The 19,210-nt window shown below is 37.8% G+C and carries 15 protein-coding genes; 4 read left to right on the top strand and 11 right to left on the bottom strand.

What is annotated here, in order from left to right; all coding sequences use genetic code 11:
- Positions 1-7 precede the first annotated feature (7 nt).
- The 5 genes from B4F31_RS07630 to B4F31_RS07610 all read right to left on the bottom strand — a co-directional run bounded on the left by B4F31_RS07630 (position 8) and on the right by B4F31_RS07610 (position 5,001).
- Positions 8-1,285 carry an acetyl-CoA hydrolase/transferase family protein gene (locus B4F31_RS07630; RefSeq protein ID WP_093304404.1) on the bottom strand — a complete coding sequence of 426 codons (1,278 nt, stop codon included), beginning with the start codon at positions 1,283-1,285 and terminating at the stop codon, positions 8-10.
- A 1-nt stretch (position 1,286) separates the two neighbouring features.
- Complete coding sequence (locus B4F31_RS07625) at positions 1,287-1,865, bottom strand: YceI family protein (protein WP_093304407.1); 579 nt, start codon at positions 1,863-1,865, stop codon at positions 1,287-1,289.
- Between the two features lie 128 nt (positions 1,866-1,993).
- Entirely contained in the window at positions 1,994-3,253 is a 1,260-nt protein-coding gene (locus B4F31_RS07620; protein ID WP_075325064.1) for a hypothetical protein, read from the bottom strand.
- A gap of 25 nt (positions 3,254-3,278) precedes the next feature.
- Positions 3,279-3,776: a YceI family protein gene (locus tag B4F31_RS07615; protein WP_286761014.1), complete on the bottom strand. Its 498-nt coding sequence runs from the start codon at positions 3,774-3,776 to the stop codon at positions 3,279-3,281.
- A 346-nt stretch (positions 3,777-4,122) separates the two neighbouring features.
- Positions 4,123-5,001, bottom strand: coding sequence for a cell division protein FtsX (locus B4F31_RS07610; protein ID WP_075325062.1), 879 nt, complete (start codon positions 4,999-5,001; stop codon positions 4,123-4,125).
- Positions 5,002-5,320: 319 nt separating this feature from the next.
- Between B4F31_RS07610 and B4F31_RS07605 the strand changes: the two genes are divergently transcribed.
- Entirely contained in the window at positions 5,321-6,247 is a 927-nt protein-coding gene (locus B4F31_RS07605; RefSeq protein ID WP_286761013.1) for a ketopantoate reductase family protein, read from the top strand.
- Here the strand turns inward: B4F31_RS07605 and B4F31_RS07600 are convergent.
- The 4 genes from B4F31_RS07600 to B4F31_RS07585 form a co-directional block, all read right to left on the bottom strand.
- Positions 6,244-8,658 carry a glycoside hydrolase family 31 protein gene (locus B4F31_RS07600; RefSeq protein ID WP_286761012.1) on the bottom strand — a complete coding sequence of 805 codons (2,415 nt, stop codon included), beginning with the start codon at positions 8,656-8,658 and terminating at the stop codon, positions 6,244-6,246. The two genes, B4F31_RS07605 and B4F31_RS07600, sit on opposite strands and share 4 nt — an antisense overlap.
- A gap of 112 nt (positions 8,659-8,770) precedes the next feature.
- Entirely contained in the window at positions 8,771-10,681 is a 1,911-nt protein-coding gene (gene glgB / locus B4F31_RS07595; RefSeq protein WP_093304416.1) for a 1,4-alpha-glucan branching protein GlgB, read from the bottom strand.
- 1 nt (position 10,682) lies between these two features.
- A complete protein-coding gene (locus B4F31_RS07590) occupies positions 10,683-11,951 on the bottom strand; it encodes a glucose-1-phosphate adenylyltransferase (protein ID WP_075325058.1) in 1,269 nt (422 codons plus the stop codon).
- Between the two features lie 2 nt (positions 11,952-11,953).
- Positions 11,954-13,363 (bottom strand): glycogen synthase, encoded by a 1,410-nt coding sequence (locus tag B4F31_RS07585; RefSeq protein ID WP_075325057.1) that lies wholly within the window; start codon positions 13,361-13,363, stop codon positions 11,954-11,956.
- A 312-nt stretch (positions 13,364-13,675) separates the two neighbouring features.
- On the opposite strand from B4F31_RS07585, the gene leuS reads away from it, so the two are divergent.
- Entirely contained in the window at positions 13,676-16,534 is a 2,859-nt protein-coding gene (gene leuS / locus B4F31_RS07580) for a leucine--tRNA ligase (RefSeq protein WP_075325056.1), read from the top strand.
- Between the two features lie 211 nt (positions 16,535-16,745).
- Here leuS and rimM read toward each other — a convergent pair whose 3' ends face one another.
- Positions 16,746-17,273, bottom strand: coding sequence for a ribosome maturation factor RimM (gene rimM / locus B4F31_RS07575; RefSeq protein WP_075325055.1), 528 nt, complete (start codon positions 17,271-17,273; stop codon positions 16,746-16,748).
- A 14-nt stretch (positions 17,274-17,287) separates the two neighbouring features.
- Positions 17,288-17,866 (bottom strand): 30S ribosomal protein S16, encoded by a 579-nt coding sequence (locus B4F31_RS07570; protein WP_075325054.1) that lies wholly within the window; start codon positions 17,864-17,866, stop codon positions 17,288-17,290.
- A 264-nt stretch (positions 17,867-18,130) separates the two neighbouring features.
- Here B4F31_RS07570 and B4F31_RS07565 point away from each other — a divergent pair, with 264 nt between their 5' ends.
- Entirely contained in the window at positions 18,131-18,577 is a 447-nt protein-coding gene (locus B4F31_RS07565; RefSeq protein WP_075325053.1) for a ferritin-like domain-containing protein, read from the top strand.
- 24 nt (positions 18,578-18,601) lie between these two features.
- Positions 18,602-19,051: a ferritin-like domain-containing protein gene (locus B4F31_RS07560; protein WP_075325052.1), complete on the top strand. Its 450-nt coding sequence runs from the start codon at positions 18,602-18,604 to the stop codon at positions 19,049-19,051.
- Positions 19,052-19,210: the final 159 nt, after the last annotated feature.

Below are 19,210 nucleotides of genomic sequence, written 5' to 3'. Positions count from 1 at the left end.
AGTGCTTCTATCTAAATTGATTATGTGATTCTTTCTCTAATTGCTCTCTATGGTCTGGATGCGCTATAGAAATAAGTTCTTTAGCTCTTTGTTTCAGGTTTTTTCCATAGAGATTTACAACGCCATATTCTGTAGCAATATAATGCACGTGTGCCCGGGTTGTGGTTACGCCGGCGCCTTCTTTTAGAAAAGGTACAATCTTGGAAATACCGTTTTTGGTGATAGATGGCATTGCAATAATAGGTTTTCCACCTTCAGAAAGTGCTGCTCCTCTTATAAAATCCATTTGCCCGCCAACGCCAGAGAATTGATATTTCCCAATAGTATCGGCACAAACCTGGCCGGTAAGATCTATTTCTATAGCCGAATTTATAGCGGTTACTTTAGGGTTTTGTCTAATTATAGCCGTATCGTTGGTATAAGCCGCTTCTTTAAAATGCACAATAGGATTATCATCAATAAAATCGTATAAATCAGGTGAACCTATGGCAAAACAGGTCACCAGTTTTCCGGTTTTTATTTCCTTACTTGCCCCGGTAATTACTCCCGATTTTACCAATGGCAAAATTCCGTCAGAAAACATTTCAGTATGGATTCCCAGGTTTTTGTGGTTTTGAAGATTATTTAAAACTACATTGGGAATACCCCCAATTCCCATTTGGAGGGTAGCGCCATCATCAATTAGTTCGGCTACATGTTTACCAATTTGTTTTTCAATTCCGGTAGGAGCAGTAACACTGGTAGCAAAAATAGGCTGATTCACTTCTATGGCAGCCTCAATCTGGCTGCTGTGAATAATTCCGTCCCCGTGGGTTCTTGGTACATTTGGGTTTATTTGCGCAATTACTTTTTTAGCCTTTTGAATAGCGGGTAACGTGATATCTACTGAAACTCCCAGCGAACAATATCCGTGTTTATCGGGTGGGGAAACCTGGATAAAAGCAACATCTAAAGGCAAGATATCCCTGCGGAAAAGGTTATGAATCTCACTTAGAAATATGGGAATATAGGTTCCTTTATTAGAATTGACCGCATTTCTAACGTTGCCGGCAACAAAACACGTGTTGATGCTAAAAGAACCGGCGTAAGGTTCTTCGGTGTATTTTGCTTTTCCCTCGGTATGAATTTGTATAATTTCAACATCGGTCAATTCATTATAACGATCGCATAATGCATCAATTAGGGTTACCGGCGTCATTGCGGCACCCTGAATAAAAATGCGGTCACCAGATTTTACTTTGGCAACCGCATCCTGAGCTGATAATATTTTTAGATGATTCAGCATTTTAGGTTTTAACGTTTAAATTGAAATTAATTTCTATTACTTCATCCAGGACGATGAGCCCAAAGATTTTACTGGGTGCTTCCAGGTTAAAATCTTTAATATTAAGCTTCAATTTCCCATCAAAACATAGTTGTTTATCTCTTGTAATCTCTACCGGAAACTTATAATCTTTATTAACCCCTGCAATGGTAAAGCCTATGGTTACTATAGAATTTCCTTCCTCGCTCATATCTATTTTCTTTAGTTTCAAGAGGATTTCAGGATGTTCTTTAGATTTTAGAAGTTCGTGAAAGTCTTTATTTATTTTTCGGTTGCCACAATCAAAATTCACATTTTCCAGGGGTAAAACACTATTCTTAAAATGAAGAATTTCACCATTCTCTGTATAATGCACTTTAAAAGTTTCATTTTTAAACCTAAGGGTATTAAAATCACATTCAAAATCGTTGATATTGGTTGTGCCTTTAATGCTTAAGTGACTATCTGGAAGAATATCAATTTTTCTGGTTTCCAAACCGGTTTGCGCTACTCCCGTAATAGTAAAAAATAATATAAAAAGTAAAGGAATATAAGTTTTCATCCTGGTTTAATTTAGGGCATTTCTATAAAGATAAGTAATTGAATTCTGGTTAAGAAATGGTTGGCAACAGGAGATAAAAAGCCCCGGTGAATCTCTTGTGAGATAGCAACCGGGGCTCAACATTCAACTTAAAAACTAATCGCTGCTTCTAGCATAAGTCCGTTGAAATTACCTTCGTGCAGAATAGTTCCAGGGTTAAATCCATTGTAGTCCTGAGTTACATATTCTACTTTCGCAAGGATGTTCTTGGTCATAAACCAACCTGCACCTAATTGGTATCTGGTAATATCTATGTCGTTACCGCCCATTTCAGTTCCTTCTACAGTATTGTATCGTCCACCTATATAGAAGTTTTCATTTTGACCGAATCTGTAGATCAATTCAGCTGCAATTTGGTCAAAATCTCTGTCGCTTGTTTCAGCATCTGCTTTTCCGCTCGCTCTTTCATAAGTTCCGAAGAATTCTAATCCTTTGTATTTTACAAAAGGGTTGAACATAAAGGCAGTTAGCTCATTTCTAAGACCAGGATTATAACGTCCAGATCTAAAGTTTCCTGCAGAAGAAGCATCTGGGTTCTCCATTACAAGGTAGTATCTAGAACCTGCACGGTCTGCACTGTATAAATATGCGTTAGAACTTTTACCGGTGTGATAAACAGATCCTGTTAATCTTACTCTTAGATCTTCAGCTACATAATCGTCGTATCCTAATTTTGCAAGGAAAGAAGCTCCAGTTGTTCCGGGGTTATTTACGGCCTGGTTTAATTTACCGTTTGTAAGTCCTACCATTCCAATAAAACCGTTGTCTCTGTAGTATACTTCAGCACCAACTTCGGTAGTGAAGCCATCCATTATATAGTTTCCAACAAATGGGTTGTGGATTGCCTGTGCGTTATCGGTTCTTCTAAAGTGAGCATCACCATAGTTGTTTTCCATATGACCAATTTTCACAGTTACCTTGTCCATTAAGTCTTCCATAAAACCTTCTCTTACAAAGTTTAATTTATCAATCTGGATGTAACCACCTTTTACATAAGGTTCTGGGTGGTGCCGAGAAGATAGGTATGTTCTAAGGTGCATTCTAACTCCATCGTATAGAGCAACATCCAGGTCAAGGTTGGCAGTAGCCAGGTTAAAGTTGTCTCCAATTTCAATTAGTGGTTCACCAGAGTTTTCGTGATCTATAGCCTGGAATTGAATAGTAGAAGCACCACCAACTCTTACTTTTACACCGTCAAAATCTGTGATGGTATCCTTAGGAGCCTCAAAAACGTTGATTCCTCTTTTATCTGGAGCTCTATAGTTATCCAGGTCTCTGTCCTGTGCCTGCATTTGCAAGCCAAAAAGAACGAATGCAATTAAGCCGAAGTATTTGATTGAATTTTTCATTGTAATAATTTTTAAAATTGAATAGTTATTTAGAAAATGTAGATTTGAATTTAATAGTTACTTCCTCGCCGGTGGTAATTGTTCCAAACATAGCAGTAGGAGGGTCAATCTTGTAATTGGTCATATTAAGGCTTTCTTCACCATTTATTTCCAATTTGTTTCCGTTAAGCTTAGCAGTGAATTCTACCGGTACTTGTTTAGAAACTCCCGAAATTTTTAAAGTCGCAAGGCCATTTACTTTGTAAGAGTTGCTGCCGTTGGCTTCAATCTTCTTAACCTCGTCTAACTTAAATTCGATGTTTTTATATTTATCGGTATTAAGTGCTTTGTAAGCATTTTTGTCCATTCCGCCTTTTCCACTTTCCAGGCTTTCAGCTGGAATACTTACCTGAAGTTTTGAGATTCCTGTTAATTTCCCGTCTTCAGTGGTAATGGTTGCACCTCCTTGCTTTGAGGTTGCCTTCATTTCCCAATCGTGGATGTTAGAGGTTCCTTCAACAATAATTTCAGAAGAATTATCCATTTTGAAATTTTGCCCGAACATGTTGCCTGCGGTTAGCAACATAAAAAATACACCTGTAAGAATTACTTGATATGATTTTAAAACTTTCATGATATTAGGTTTTTAAGTTTGGTACAAAGTTGGGGCAGAAATGCAGCAGAATCTATGACGAGAGTCAGTTTTGAGAATGTTTATTTAAATGATTTTTAGGAGACACGATAAGGAACTTTATAGTGTTTACAAGGGGTTTCGCTTACTAAAACGTTTGCGATTATCAAATATACCAAGATATTTTAGCCGAAAAAAATTAGAAAATTATTCTGAATTATTCCTGTTTCTGAGAAAAAAGAAGGCTAAAGCAAGCTTATTAGTAATAAAGCTCGTCGGTTTTTAGGTTTAAAAACCGGGAGGTAGCAAAAAATGTACTTAGCCAGGTAATAAGGATTCCCATAACGAAAACGCCTATAAACAAAGCGGCGAGTAATTTTACATCTGAAGTTAATGAGAGTTGTGGGAAGCTATTGTTAAGATAATAGAGTGCCCCGGCCATACCAATAAGTGCGATTATGGCGCCAATTATTCCCAGTTTTACACTTTGCCAAATAAATGGCCTGCGAATAAAGCCTTTTGTAGCGCCTACCATTTGCATGGTCTTAATAATAAATCGTTTAGAATATACCGAAAGTCTAATAGAACTGTTTATAAGCAATACCGCGATAAAGGTGAAAACCCCGCTGGCAATAAGCACCCAGAAACTAATTTTCTTTACATTTTCGTTTAAAAGTGCAATAAGAGGTTTATCATAAATTACTTCATCTACAAAATTTTTAGAAGTAAGATCGGCTGCTATTTCATCTACCTGTTCGCCAGAGACATAATCGGCGTTCATATAAACATCTATAGAATTCTGCAGAGGATTATAGCCTAAAAACTCCATAAAATCCTCACCTATTTCCTTGCTGTGGGCTTCGGCGGCCTCTTCTTTAGAAACATAGGTGGTAGATTTTGTATAATCTGCCATTGCCAGGCTTTTCTTGAGTTGTTCTATCTCAACTTCTTTGGCGGTATCTTTTAAATATACGGTGAGCGCAATTTGCTCTTTAAAATGATCGGCTACTTTTTTGGTGTTTAAAACCAGTAAACCTAACATTCCCAATAAAAAAAGTACTAAAGCAATACTAATCACTACCGAAAAATAAGACGAAATTAATCGACGTCTTTGGTACTTTTCAAAAGATGTGCTCATAGGTAACTTTAGATTTTTTGTAAAAATAAAAAAGATAAGCTTGCAATATCTTTAAAACGTTTAAAGTTTAAAAAAATTAGCAAGTACAAAAAATATTTTAGTCAGGAATCTCAGAAATATCTATAAGTTGTCTCAAAAAAATCTAATTTCGTCAAGCTGAACTTGTTTCAGCTTCTAACATGTTTAATAACTTAGAGGTTATAATAAGTTTAAAATCCTAGCTTATTGTAAGAGACCAAATTTTACATCCTACAAGGTATAAAAAAACCTCGCAGGAAAGGTAGGTTAATTCTATTTTGCAATGAAAAGCACAAATAATATGAAAATTTTAATCTTCGGAATTGGTGGTGTTGGTGGTTATTTTGGTGCGAAACTCGCCCAGACGGGTTATGATGTAACGATGATTGCCCGCGGAAAACATTTGGAAGCAATTAAGAAAAACGGGCTCGTAGTTGAAAGTATCAACGGGAATTTTAAAGTGAAACCTGATTTGGTTACCGATAATTTAGCCGAAGTTCCTACTCCAGATTTGGTGATTTTAGGAGTTAAATCCTGGCAAATCCAGGAAGTAGCAAATAAATTGAAGCCACTAATTTCGCCCGAAACAATTGTTTTGCCTTTACAAAACGGTGCAAATAATGTTGAAAAATTACAGGAAATTCTTCCGAAGAAAAATATACTCGCTGGCCTCTGCCATATTGTGAGTTTTGTAGAAAAACCCGGAAAAATAAAACACATTTCTTTTGAACCCCGAATCACTTTTGGTGAGATTGATAATTCAAATTCAGAAAGAATTCAGCAATTAAAAAAGGTATTGGATAAGGCTGAAATCACCAATTTTATTCCTGAAAATATTCAGCTGGAAATTTGGAAGAAATTCCTCTTCATAACTACCATAAGTGGTCTTGGCGGATTAACACGGGTTTCCATAGATAAAATAAGGGAAAGCGAATATTTATATGAACTTTTACAAAAAACCGCTCAGGAAATTAAATTAGTGGCTAATGCTAAAGGAATACCGTTAGCAGACGAACACCTGGAAAAAGCTTTTGAAATTATTCAAAATCAGCCCACGGGAACCACAGCTTCCACACAACGTGATATTATGGCGGGACAACCTTCAGAATTAGAAAATTTCAACGGATTTATAGTAAAAGAAGCCGAAAAATTAGGCCTTGTAACACCCGTAAATAAAATGATCTACGAGTGTTTACTGCCTATGGAAAGTGAAGCGAGGGATAATTAGTTCTCCCCGTTTTCCCCATTGAAATCCAATTCTGAAAAGTTCTCATCTATAATCATAGTGAGGCACCCGTTAACCTGTAAATGCTCCAAAGATTTAGTTTCATTATCCAGCTGAATCGTTTTTATTTCAAACGGTAACCCGTGGATTTTTAATTTGAAATTTTTGCAATCGCTTTCAAAAGAGCCTTCTTTATGCTGCTGAATAATTAACTGGTTTTTCCTTCCGGTAAGTTTAAAACTTCTTAAGCAGAAACGCCCTTTAGTATAATCGTATCCATCGTGCGCATCTTCAAAGAATTGAGAATCTTCCTTGCCTTTTTTGTAATAAACTTCAAGAGTTATTTCTTCTATTTTTTTCTCCGAGACGTACTGTTGAACAGGATATTTGGGAATAATAGTACCTTCCTTAATAAAAACTGGCATACTGTCTATATCGGCATCTACCCACATTTCCTTGCCGCCTTTTACCAATTCGTCGGTCCAGTAGTTATACCAATTTTCACGTGGTACATACATACGTCTACCTTTGGCATTTGGCTCTATTACGGGGCAGGCAAGAATACTATCTCCAAAAATAAATTCATCTATTCTATAGTGCGTGTTCACATCTTCCTGGTCAAACATTACCAAAGATTTTATCAGCGGAACGCCTTTTTCAGTATAATCCCAAAATGCGGTGTAAAGATAAGGAAGTAATTGGTAACGCAATTCAATAAATTTTCGAACAATATCGGTAATATCTTCATCAAAAGTCCAGGGTTCCTGGTCGCCGTGATCTCCGGAAGAATGCACCCTGAAAAATGGGTGAAAAGTTGCTAATTGAATCCATCTTGTGAAAAGTTCACCGTGAGGTTGTTCAGCGAAACCGCCAATATCACTTCCGGCAAAAGAAAATCCGGACATTGCCAGGCGCTGTACCTGCACGTTCGCGATCCATAAATGTTCCCAGTTGGCGATATTATCGCCAGTCCAGGTTGAGGTGTAACGCTGAGTACCGGAATATGCTGCTCTGGTAATCACAAAAGGCCTTTTTGGGTGGGAGAATTTCTTTACGCCGTGGTAGGTTGCCCGGGCCATTTGCATTCCGTAAATATTATGCGCTTTTCTGTGGCTGCAGGGATTTGCATCATAATCGTGCCTTACATCGTGCGGAAAAGTCTTATTTGGCACTTCCATCACCGCGGGCTCGTTCATATCGTTCCAGATACCTTTAACCCCAATATCTTCAATTAATTCTTTAAAAAGTCCGGACCACCATTCCCGAACTTTCGGATTGGTGAAATCGGGGAAATAGCATTCTCCCGGCCAAACTTTTCCTTTAATATAAGGGCCATCGGCGCGTTTACAGAAATAATCGTTTTCCAGTCCTTCTTTATAAACCCAGTAATTTTTATCAATTTTAATCCCGGGATCTATAATCGCAACGGTTTTAAAACCATCGGCTTCAAGTTCCTTTACCATTCGTTTTGGATCTGGAAAATATTCTTTGTTCCAGGTAAAGCAGCGGAAACCTTCCATATAATCAATATCCAGGTAAATAGCATCACAGGGAATTTGCAATTCCCTGAATTTAGAAGTGATTTCTTTTACTTTACTTTCAGGGTAATAGCTCCATTTGCATTGATGAAAACCAAGTGCCCACAAGGGTGGTAAATCTGGTTTTCCGGTTAAATCGGTATAGTATTCTACAACATCGGTCATTTTTGGGCCGTAAATGAAGTAGTAATTCATCTCGCCTCCCTGTGCCCAAAAACTGGTTACAAAACGCCGTTCCTGCGCAAAATCAAAATAAGACCTAAAGGTGTTGTCAAAGAAAATTCCGTAGGCTTTTTTATTATGAAGCCCGGTGTAAAACGGAATGGTTTTATAAATAGGATCGGTATCTTTTCCGTAGGCATAAGAATCGGTTACCCAATTTTCAAAGCGTTTTCCTTTTAAATTAAGGTGTCCCGGTTTATCCCCAAGTCCAAAATAGCTTTCTCCATCGTGAGAAACTTTACTCATTTTTACGATGTCACCCCCAAATTCGTAGCTTTCTTCCCAATGGAAGCCCAGCTCATCTTCATTGATTAATGTACCGTCTGCCCGATCATAAATCTTAACTCTTAAACCCTTTTTTGAAACTTCGCAAATAATTTTGGTAGTGGTAATGCTATAATTGTCCTCCTTTTCTTCAATATCTAATTGATTATAGCCTATGCTTGCGTGTTTGGTAATTGCATAAGAAAAATCTTTAGCAAACATCCCGGTGGTAGAATATCTAAAGCGAAGCAAGCCATCTCGTAGGATAGTAATTTGCAATGCAACATCATTTTCTGTGGTAAAATAGAGTGTGTCCACATCTTTACGGAAGGAAACTACATTAGATGGAAAAGCATTTCCTTTTTGTTCTAACTCGGTATTGGTGATCATATTTTATAATGGATTACTGGGCAATAAAAGAACTGAATTGTTTTGATATATAAGTTAGTATTCACAAAATATTTATGAGCGTTTATTAACTATATCGTTGTTTTTCATTTAACTAAGCCAAATACTTAAAAGCAAGCATCGCCAGTGGTGGAAGTTTGATAGTGGCAGAATGTTTTTTACCCTGCCATTCTTTTGAGGTTGCGGGTTTCCTTGGATTTTTATATTTCCCTGTACCGTGATATTCTTTTTTATCGCTGTTGAAGATTTCCTCAAGTTCACCTGCTTCAGGTAAGCCAATTTGATAATTCTCCCGCGGAATAGGGGTTAGATTACAAACAATAATTAAATTATCTTTCGGCGTATTTCCTTTTCTAATAAAACTAATTACCGAATTCTCGGCATCGCTATAATCTATCCACTCAAAACCATCTTGCACAAATTGCTTTTCATATAAAGCAGGTTGGGATTTATAAAATTGATTTAAAGCTTTTATTATTTCCTGTATTCCTTTGTACGAATCATATTCCAGTAAATGCCAGTCTAAACTCTTTTGAAAATTCCATTCTTCACTTTGTGCAAATTCACAACCCTGAAACAGTAATTTTGTTCCCGGATGCATAAACATATACGCATATAGCAAGCGTAAATTGGCAAAACGTTGCCATTCGTCTCCCGGCATTCTTCCTAAAATTGAATGTTTGCCATACACCACTTCATCGTGAGATAGTGGAAGCATAAAATTTTCGGTAAATGCATAGGTGAGGGAAAAAGTAATGTTGTTTTGGTGATGTTTTCTGTAAATGGGTTCTTTCGCAAAATACTGAAGCGTATCGTGCATCCAGCCCATCATCCATTTCATCCCAAAACCGAGTCCGCCGAGAAATACCGGTTTTGAAACCCCGCTATAAGCAGTAGATTCTTCGGCAATGGTTTGTACATCTGGATAAGAGGCGTAAACTTCTTTGTTTAATTCTTCTAAAAACGATATCGCCTCCAGGTTTTGATTTCCCCCATATTGATTGGGTTCCCATTCGCCTTCTTCCCGGGAATAATCCAGGTACAAGATAGAAGCCACGGCATCTACCCGAATCCCGTCAATATGAAATTGTTCTAACCAGTATAAAGCGTTACTAATTAAAAATGCTCTTACTTCGTTTCGGTTATAATTAAAGATTAAACTTTTCCAGTCGGGATGATAGCCTCTTTTTGGATCGGGGTGTTCATAAAGGTGTGTTCCGTCAAAATAACCGAGTCCGTGGCTGTCTTCCGGAAAATGAGAAGGTACCCAATCCAGGATTACTCCAATATCATTTTCGTGAAGTTTGTCTACTAAATATTTAAATTCATCGGGATAGCCAAATCGCGAGGTTGGCGCGAAATATCCGGTAATTTGATATCCCCAGCTTGGGTCGTATGGATATTCCATAATAGGCATAAACTCTACGTGAGTAAACTCCATTTCTTTTACATAGGAAACCAGCTCTGTAGCGAGTTCCCAGTAAGAAAGTGACCTGTTTTCTTCAGTTTTTTTCTTCCAGGAAGATAAATGCACTTCATAAACCGAAAAAGGAGCGTTTAATGAATTATGTTTTTTTCGTTTTTCAAGCCATGATTTATCTTTCCACTCATAACTGTCTTCCCAAACTACAGAAGCAGTATTTGGCGGGTGTTCGCAGCGCCTGGCATAAGGATCGGCCTTTTCGGTAATAATGCTATTATGGTGACTATGGATTTTATATTTATACAAATTTCCTTTTTCAACATTGGGAATAAAACCTTCCCAAATACCGCTACCGTCCCAACGCACGTTTAGTAGATGTTCGTCATCTTTCCAGGAATTAAAATCGCCAATTATCGAAACCTGTTTGGCGCCGGGTGCCCAAACTGAAAAATAAGTTCCTTTAAGCTTATTAAGCGTAATGGGATGTGATCCAAATTTCTCGTAAAGACGAAAATGCTTACCCGATTTAAACAGGTTAATATCAAATTCTGAAAATAAACTGTGCGTTATAACTTTTGTCATACTATCCTATGGTTGTTCCAGGGGGAAGTACTGCTTCTTTTTTAAGCACTACAATTCCTTCTTTAATTACGTAAGCATCGGTTTCATCATCTTCTAAATGTGGGCCACCGTTTATGGTAGTATTGTCTCCAACTCTACAATTTTTGTCGATTATTGCATTTTGAATGTTGCAATTTTCCCCTATCCCGGCCAGGATTTCAATATTATTTCCTTCAATTTCTTCTAAAGATTCATAAAAATCGGTTCCCATCATATAACAGTTTTTTATAACTGAACCTTTTCCAATCCTCGATCTCACACCAATTACCGAAGATTCAATTTCTTTGGCGTGAATAATACAGCCTTCAGCAATAACCGATTTTTTCAAATTAGTACCAGAAATTTTTGAAGTGGGAAGAATCCGTGCTCGCGTATAAACCCTGTTTTCCATATCATATAGATTGAATTTAGGGATATCGTCTGTCAGGCCAATATTTGCTTCAAAAAAAGATTCTATGTTTCCAATATCGGTCCAGTAACCTTCAAATTGATAACCGCAAACCTTTTTATTTCCTATAGCCTGCGGAATTATCTCTTTACCAAAATCTACCGTACTCTCATCGTCCATTAATTTTACCAACAATTCCCGGTTAAACACGTAAATTCCCATAGAGCCGAGATAATTTCTGCCTTCAGCTTCCATTTCGGGGCCTACCGGGGAAGTCCAGTCGGGTAAAAGATCAGATTTCGGTTTTTCTATAAATGAAGTGATATTGTTATCCTGGTCGGTTTTCATAATCCCAAAGCTCGGGGCTTCTTTTGCATTTACGGGTACAGTACCAATAGTAATATCGGCGCCAGTATCTATATGCTGCTGAACCATTAAATTATAATCCATATGATATAATTGATCGCCGGAAAGGATTAGGAAATAATCGAATTTATGCTTTTTAAAATGATGCATTCCCTGTCTAACCGCATCTGCCGTGCCCTGGTACCAGGTTTTGTTGTGTGGTGTTTGCTCTGCCGCTAAAACATCTACAAAAGCCGAACTAAAAAAGCTGAAGTGAAACGTGTTTTTAATATGCTTATTTAACGACGCCGAATTAAACTGAGTTAACACATACATTCTTTTAATGTTGGAGTTAATACAGTTGGAAATTGGAATATCTACCAGGCGGTATTTACCCGCAATTGGCACGGCGGGTTTAGATCTACTTTCTGTTAATGGGTGAAGCCTGGTGCCCTGGCCGCCTCCAAGAATAACCGATAATACTTTGTCGTTTAACATAATTAGCCGCTTTTTAAGGAGTTATACAAATCAATATATTGTTTAGCCGAAACATTCCAGGAATGGTCAATGCTCATTATGTATTTCCTGGTTTTCTTAAAGGTACGCTCTTCCTTGTAGAATTGTACGGCCCTATTTATGGTTTTAGAAATATCTATTTCTGAAGCTTCAGCGTGAGAAAATCCAAATCCGCCATCTTCAATATCTATTACAGTGTCTTTTAAGCCACCAATACTTCGCACTAAGGGAATGGTTCCGTAGCGCAGGGAGTATAATTGGTTGAGTCCGCAGGGTTCTACGCGGGAAGGCATTAATAAGAAATCTGCCCCGGCGTAGATGAGGTGCGAAAGCTTTTCATCGTAACCAATAAAAACATTATAAACCCCTTTATATTTTTTCTTCAAATTCTCTAATGCGTTTTCTACTTCAGAATTTCCAGAACCTAAAATGAGAATATTGCATTCTTTTTTTAAAAGAATTTCTTCTAAAACTGTGGGTAGTAAATCGGCTCCTTTTTCGTAAACCAGTCTTCCAATAAAAGCGAATAAAGGCTTTGAAGCCGAAAAACCAAATTGTTTACACAGCCATTTTTTATTAGCTGTTTTTCCGGTTTGAATATTTTTAGCTGAATAATTTTTTTCGATAAATTCATCGGTTTCAGGATTCCAAACTTCAGTATCAATTCCGTTTAGAATTCCAACACATTTTTTATTTTCGTGACTCAATAAACTTTCCAATCCATTCGCAGCCTGTTGCAATTCTTCCATATAACTCGGGGAAACCGTAGTTACCCGCCAGGCGCATTTTATGCCTGCAGCTAAAGGGTTTATCACGCCATCCCAATCTAGTAAACCGTTATTAGAAATATCAAAAGCCGGGAGGTAATACACTTTATCGTGCGAAAACCAACCCTGATATTGGGCATTATGAATTGTGAGAATAACCGGAATTTGATTCAGGGATTCATATTTAAAACATTCCTGCGCCATAAATGGAATTAATCCCGTATGATGGTCGTGACAGTGAATTATAGAGGGTTTTTCTTTTAAAGTAAGTAACCAATCCATTACCGCAATTTGGAAAGCCGTAAAACGCGCGGTGTCATCATCGGAATACACGAAATTTTTAAATAAGAGTTTTGGTATATCTACAAACAGCACGTCAATATCTAAAACCTCTTCTTTTAATTTCAAGAATTTATAAGGATAAATCTCTTCGCCCAAAACCAATTCTGATTCGTAAATACTTTTAAAACTGTGAGCTGCACTAAATTTATTATCATAAAATGGCATAATTACCTTAGCACCAACACCAGCTTCAGACTGGTATTTTGGTAAAGAACCAACTACATCTCCCAAACCACCAACCTTTGCAATTGGGTAGCATTCAGCGCTTACGTGTATTACGTTCATATAAAAATCTTTGAAAGATTATTGATTTAACCAGGTGTTTTTTAGTGAATTTTAGGATGATTTTTTTATGAAAATTTAAAATCATAGCCATTGAAATCACCATTTCCCTATAAATCTACTGAAATAATAGGATAAGCTGCATTAAGGAAGTCTTAAAACTGTTTCTATTTGGTATTAAGATTTGTTTCAGATAGAAACTTATCTTCTAATCCATTACACCTAAATTCCCATAAGTGGTTTAAAATTGTAAATTTGCAGGCATTAATAAAAAGTCGCGTTGCGCGTAATTTAGCAGGTAAGAAAAATATAACAATGAGTTACAACTTTAACGAAATTGAAGCCAAATGGCAAAACTACTGGGCCGAAAACCAAACTTTTCGTGCCAGCAATTCATCAGATAAACCAAAATATTACGTGCTGGATATGTTTCCTTATCCATCTGGTGCCGGACTTCACGTAGGACACCCGCTGGGTTATATTGCCAGTGATATCTATGCTCGCTACAAACGTCACAAAGGTTTTAATGTTTTGCATCCACAGGGTTACGATAGTTTTGGCTTGCCTGCCGAGCAATATGCAATTCAAACCGGGCAACATCCTGCGCTTACCACGGCGAAGAATATTAAAAGATACCGCGAGCAACTCGATAAAATAGGTTTTTCTTTTGATTGGAGCAGGGAAGTGCGCACCAGTGACCCCGAATATTATAAATGGACACAGTGGATATTTATTGAGCTTTTTGAAAGTTGGTATGATATGGAAGCTGAAAAGTCCAGGGCAATTTCAGAATTAGAAGAAATTTTTGCTGCTGAAGGGAATTCCCGGGTAAATGCTGCCTGCGATGATGATGTGGAAGATTTTTCTGCAGATAGCTGGAATAATTTTTCTTCTGAAGAAAAGCAAAGAATATTATTAAAATATAGACTAACCTATTTAGCTGAAACCGAAGTAAACTGGTGCCCACAACTGGGAACCGTTTTAGCTAACGACGAGATTGTAAACGGCGTTTCAGAGCGTGGAGGCTATCCCGTGGTGCGAAAAAAAATGACGCAATGGATTATGCGAATTTCAGCATTTTCAGAGCGTTTATTACAAGGTTTAGATCAACTGGACTGGACCGAAAGCTTGAAAGAAAGTCAGCGTAACTGGATCGGGAAATCGGTTGGGGCAATGGTTCATTTCAATTTATACGGTGAGACTCTGAAAAAAGTAAAAGATGATGGAAGCCTCGCTGAACATCAAAAAAGGATTTCAGTTTTTACTACCCGACCTGATACTATTTTTGGCGTGAGTTTTATGACTTTAGCGCCGGAACATGATTTGGTTAAAAAGATTACAACCCCGCAACAAAAAGAAGAAGTTGAAGCCTATATCGCTGCCAGTGCAAAAAGAAGTGAGCGTGAACGTATGGCCGATGTAAAAAGTATAACCGGTGTATTTACCGGGGCTTATGCCGAGCATCCTTTCACCAAAGAACCGGTACCAATCTGGATTGGGGATTACGTGCTTGCCGGTTATGGAACCGGTGCCGTAATGGCGGTGCCTTGTGGTGACCAGCGGGATTATGATTTTGCAAAACATTTGGAAATTCCTATTCCTAATATTTTTGAAAACACCGATATTTCTGAGGCTGCTTTCTCCGGAAAAGAAGGTACGGTAATCGCGAACTCCGATTTCCTTAGCGGCCTGGAATATAAAGAAGCGCTGCAAAAAGTGATTCTGGAATTAGAAAAAACCGGTCACGGTTACGGAAAAACAAATTATAGATTGCGCGATGCGGTATTTAGCCGCCAGCGTTATTGGGGAGAGCCATTTCCTGTTTATTACGTAAACGGAATGCCGCAAATGATAGATGCCCAGCATTTACCTTTGCGACTTCCCGAAGTTGAAAAATATCTACCTACCGAAACCGGCGAACCGCCATTAGGAAATGCGACTACCTGGGCCTGGGACACAAAATCCCACGAGGTGGTAAGCAATAAGGAGATAGATGATAAAACGGTATTTCCACTGGAATTAAATACTATGCCGGGTTGGGCCGGGAGTTCCTGGTACCTTTTCCGCTATATGGATGCCGGAAACGATAATGAATTTGTTTCTAAAGAAGCTCAAAAATACTGGGAGAACGTCGATTTATATATAGGCGGAAGTGAACACGCCACCGGCCATTTATTGTATTCCCGTTTCTGGACAAAGTTTTTGCATGACCGTGGACAACTTTCGGTAGAAGAACCTTTTAAAAAGTTGATTAACCAGGGGATGATCCTGGGGCAGAGTGCTTTTGTTTATAGACTGGAAGGAGAGAACGTGCTGGTTTCTAAAAGTCTGGTTGGAAAGAATCAGGTTCAGCCTATTCACGTTGATGTTTCTTTAGTTAATCATTCTGATGAATTGGATATTAAAGGTTTTAAAGAATGGCGTCCCGAATTTAAGGATGCTAAATTTTTAAACGAAAAGGATGGTTCTTATATAGTAGGTCGCGAAGTCGAAAAAATGTCTAAATCCAAGTACAACGTGGTAAACCCCGATGATATTTGTGAAGATTACGGAGCTGATACTTTAAGAATGTACGAGATGTTTCTTGGTCCGTTGGAACAGGCAAAACCCTGGAATACCGCTGGAATCACCGGGGTGCATAATTTCCTGAAAAAGCTTTGGAAATTGTATCATAGTGGGGAAAAATTTGAAGTTTCGGAAGAAAAAGCTTCAGCCGATTCTTTGAAAAGTCTGCATAAAACCATTAAAAAGGTTACTGAAGATATCGAGGAATTCAGTTTCAATACTTCGGTTTCTACTTTTATGATTTGTGTAAATGAACTTTCAGCACAAAAATGCAATAGCAGGGAAATCCTGGAGCCGCTAGTGATTTTACTTGCGCCATATGCGCCTCATATTTCAGAAGAACTTTGGAGTAAATTAGGGCATTCAGAATCTGTAGTAACGGCTGAATATCCGGTTTTTGAAGAAAAATATTTGGTAGAAAGCACTAAAAACTACCCGGTTTCTTTCAATGGGAAAATGCGATTTACAATGGTATTGCCACTGGATATGCCAAAAGATGAAATCGAAAAAACCGTGATGGCAGATGAAAGAACTCAGAAACAATTAGACGGAAGAACACCTAAAAAAGTGATTGTAGTTCCAGGTAAAATTGTAAATATTGTAGGTTAAAAGTTTAAAGATTATATAATTTGAAAAATCCGTTTCCTGGTATTGGGGAACGGATTTTTTATTTTGGAACGATTTGTCACTTATCGTCACCCTGAATTTATTTCAGGGTCTAAGTTGTTAGAGGCTGAAACAAGTTCAGTATGACGAGTTATCATGAATGTATTTCTGCGTCAGGTGAAAACCATCACTGCAAACTGCCTACTAAAAACTGCTAACTGAGATACAACTCCACCAAACCTTCTGGAGTAGTTAGATAAATGGTGTTGTTTTCCTTATCTATTTTATCTATAAACTCATCGTTCATAGGGATAAGGATTTGCTTTTCGCCTTTTTGAATTTCAAAGAGAGCCTGTGCAGTACTATCGTTTATAGAAGTGATTTTGCCAATATTACCGTGGGTGGCATCTATTACGTCAAAACCTATAATTTCGTGAAAGTAGAACTGGTCGTCTTCCAGCTCTGGAAGCATAGTAAGTGGAAGATAAGTAAGAGCGCCTACAAGGTCTTCGGCATCCTGCTCGGTTTCAATATCTTCAAATTTAACGCGAAGTAAGGTGCTTTTTTGCAGCGAACTTCTTTCAATAAAAAATGGAACCAGGTTCTCATTATATTCAATGAGCACTGATTCCATTTCTAAATACATTTCGGGAACATCGGTGTCTAATTTAATAAGCACCTCGCCCTTAAAGCTAAATTTACCAACGATTTTACCTAAAAAGAAACATTCGTCTTTAGTCATCGCCAGTTAAGGTTTTAGCCTTTTTTTTCTTCGGTTTTTGCTTCTTCGGCAGTCTCTTGATCAACTTCCTTTTCCACATTAGCCTCAGGTTCACCCTCCTCGGTTACCGCAGCACCTTCGGCTTCAGCAGCAGCGGCCGCTTCGGCTTCTTTTGCTTCAGCTTCACGCTTAGCGTTCACCTCTTTTTCAGCATCAAGAGCTTTCTTTCTAGCTTCTTGTTGTTCTTTGGTTAGGTTATCTTTCTTAGCAGCAATTTTAGCTTCTTTTTCTTCCAACCAGGCTTCGAATTTCTTCTCAGCTTCTTCTTCAGTTAAAGCGCCTTTTTTAACGCCACCTGCAAGGTGTTTTTTAAGTAAAACTCCTTTGTAAGAAAGAATAGCACGAGCAGTGTCTGTTGGCTGCGCACCGTTTTCTAACCATTTTACCGCTCCGTCTACATCTAACTCGATTGTAGCAGGGTTGGTGTTTGGATTGTAGATTCCTAATTTGTCTAAGAATTTACCATCTCTTTTTGAGCGCGCATCTGCGGCTACGATCCAGAAAAAAGGTTTTCCTTTTTTACCGTGTCTTTGTAATCTTAATTTTACTGGCATAAAAATTAATTTGTGGGGTTCCCGACCCCGATTATTAATAAGGCTGCAAAGATACTACATTTTTCTAATTCACAAGGAGTTGGACTTAAAATAAATTTTAGATGCCGGCAGGCTATAAATCACCGAATTTGGGAAGTTTTTAGGTTAAAATAAGACGCTGTTGTTAAAAGCAGTTAATTAGTGCTAAACCCTGTTAAACAGGTTGTTGCTGTAGATTGGGCGCTTTATCTTTATAACTGAATTTATTAAAAAAGCGAAGTGAAGATGAGATATCCTGAAAAAGTTTCAAAAAAATTGAACGCCTTACTTGAAAAGAATTATGATGCCGAGAAAGGCTATAAATATGCTTCTGAAAACTCTCAAAACCCACAGCTTAAAGCTTTTTTTTCTGAAAGGGCTCAGGAACGATACGATTTTGGCCACGAGCTTAAAACTGAAATCCGTGATTTTGGGGAAAATCCCGAAAAAGGTTCCAGTTTAGCCGGTGACGCCCATCGTACGTGGATGAACCTAAAAACAAATTTTTCAGGAAATAAAGATGAAGCTTCGCTTGAAGAAGCAATAAGGGGCGAGAAGGTAGCTGTAGATGAGTATGAAGAGGTTTTAAAAGATCCCGAAATACCGCCAACAACGGCAAATCTATTATTAAAACAAAAGAATGGGATAGTAGCCTCACTCAATAAATTAAAGAGTCTGGAATTAGAAGCCTAATTGTCAATAAAAAATTAATCAACTATGAGAACCAAAGAAGAAATGGGCAATAAGCTCAACGAATTACTTGAAAAGAGTTATGATGCACGAGAAGGCTTTAACGCTGCATCTAAAAATGCAAAAAACAGAAAGCTTCAGGAGTTTTTTAAACAAAAGTCACAGGAGCGGGAAATCTTTATTAAAGAATTAAGGGAAGAGATTACAGGCTATGGCCAGATACCCAAAGAAGATGGTAGTGCAAAAGGAGATATCCACCGCACCTGGATGAAGTTAAAATCTTCTGTAGAGAGTGACAATGATGAAGCTATGCTGGAAGAAAGCTTGCGTGGGGAAAAGGCCGCTTTAGAAGATTATAAAGAAATAACTAAAGAAAAAGATTTACCGCCAAGTTTAAGTTCTAAACTTAACAGGCAGCAACAAAATATACAAAGCAGCATTAATAACGTAAAAGTGTACGAACAGATGTTTGATTGAAGTAGTAGTTTTTAGTGTTCGTATAGACCTCACAACTTACCGGAAACGGTGTTTGTGAGGTTTTTTTATTTATGCAAAATAGGAACTTCTTTTAAGTGAAAAAGTATCGTTAATAAATCCTGAAAAATTAACTTGAGGCTGCGCTAAATTATATGTAAT

Source organism: Salegentibacter sp. UBA1130 (genome assembly GCF_002311535.1).
In the GTDB taxonomy this organism is placed as follows: Bacteria; Bacteroidota; Bacteroidia; order Flavobacteriales; family Flavobacteriaceae; genus Salegentibacter; species Salegentibacter agarivorans.
This window is presented reverse-complemented; position numbering and strand designations above follow the sequence as displayed.

Coding starts and splice junctions, on each gene's coding strand:
- B4F31_RS07630 (WP_093304404.1), bottom strand. CDS start 1,285: ATGCTGAATCATCTAAAAATATTATCAGCTCAGGATGCGGTTGCCAAA.
- B4F31_RS07625 (WP_093304407.1), bottom strand. CDS start 1,865: ATGAAAACTTATATTCCTTTACTTTTTATATTATTTTTTACTATTACG.
- B4F31_RS07620 (WP_075325064.1), bottom strand. CDS start 3,253: ATGAAAAATTCAATCAAATACTTCGGCTTAATTGCATTCGTTCTTTTT.
- B4F31_RS07615 (WP_286761014.1), bottom strand. CDS start 3,776: ATGGATAATTCTTCTGAAATTATTGTTGAAGGAACCTCTAACATCCAC.
- B4F31_RS07610 (WP_075325062.1), bottom strand. CDS start 5,001: ATGAGCACATCTTTTGAAAAGTACCAAAGACGTCGATTAATTTCGTCT.
- B4F31_RS07605 (WP_286761013.1), top strand. CDS start 5,321: ATGAAAATTTTAATCTTCGGAATTGGTGGTGTTGGTGGTTATTTTGGT.
- B4F31_RS07600 (WP_286761012.1), bottom strand. CDS start 8,658: ATGATCACCAATACCGAGTTAGAACAAAAAGGAAATGCTTTTCCATCT.
- glgB (WP_093304416.1), bottom strand. CDS start 10,681: ATGACAAAAGTTATAACGCACAGTTTATTTTCAGAATTTGATATTAAC.
- B4F31_RS07590 (WP_075325058.1), bottom strand. CDS start 11,951: ATGTTAAACGACAAAGTATTATCGGTTATTCTTGGAGGCGGCCAGGGC.
- B4F31_RS07585 (WP_075325057.1), bottom strand. CDS start 13,363: ATGAACGTAATACACGTAAGCGCTGAATGCTACCCAATTGCAAAGGTT.
- leuS (WP_075325056.1), top strand. CDS start 13,676: ATGAGTTACAACTTTAACGAAATTGAAGCCAAATGGCAAAACTACTGG.
- rimM (WP_075325055.1), bottom strand. CDS start 17,273: ATGACTAAAGACGAATGTTTCTTTTTAGGTAAAATCGTTGGTAAATTT.
- B4F31_RS07570 (WP_075325054.1), bottom strand. CDS start 17,866: ATGCCAGTAAAATTAAGATTACAAAGACACGGTAAAAAAGGAAAACCT.
- B4F31_RS07565 (WP_075325053.1), top strand. CDS start 18,131: ATGAGATATCCTGAAAAAGTTTCAAAAAAATTGAACGCCTTACTTGAA.
- B4F31_RS07560 (WP_075325052.1), top strand. CDS start 18,602: ATGAGAACCAAAGAAGAAATGGGCAATAAGCTCAACGAATTACTTGAA.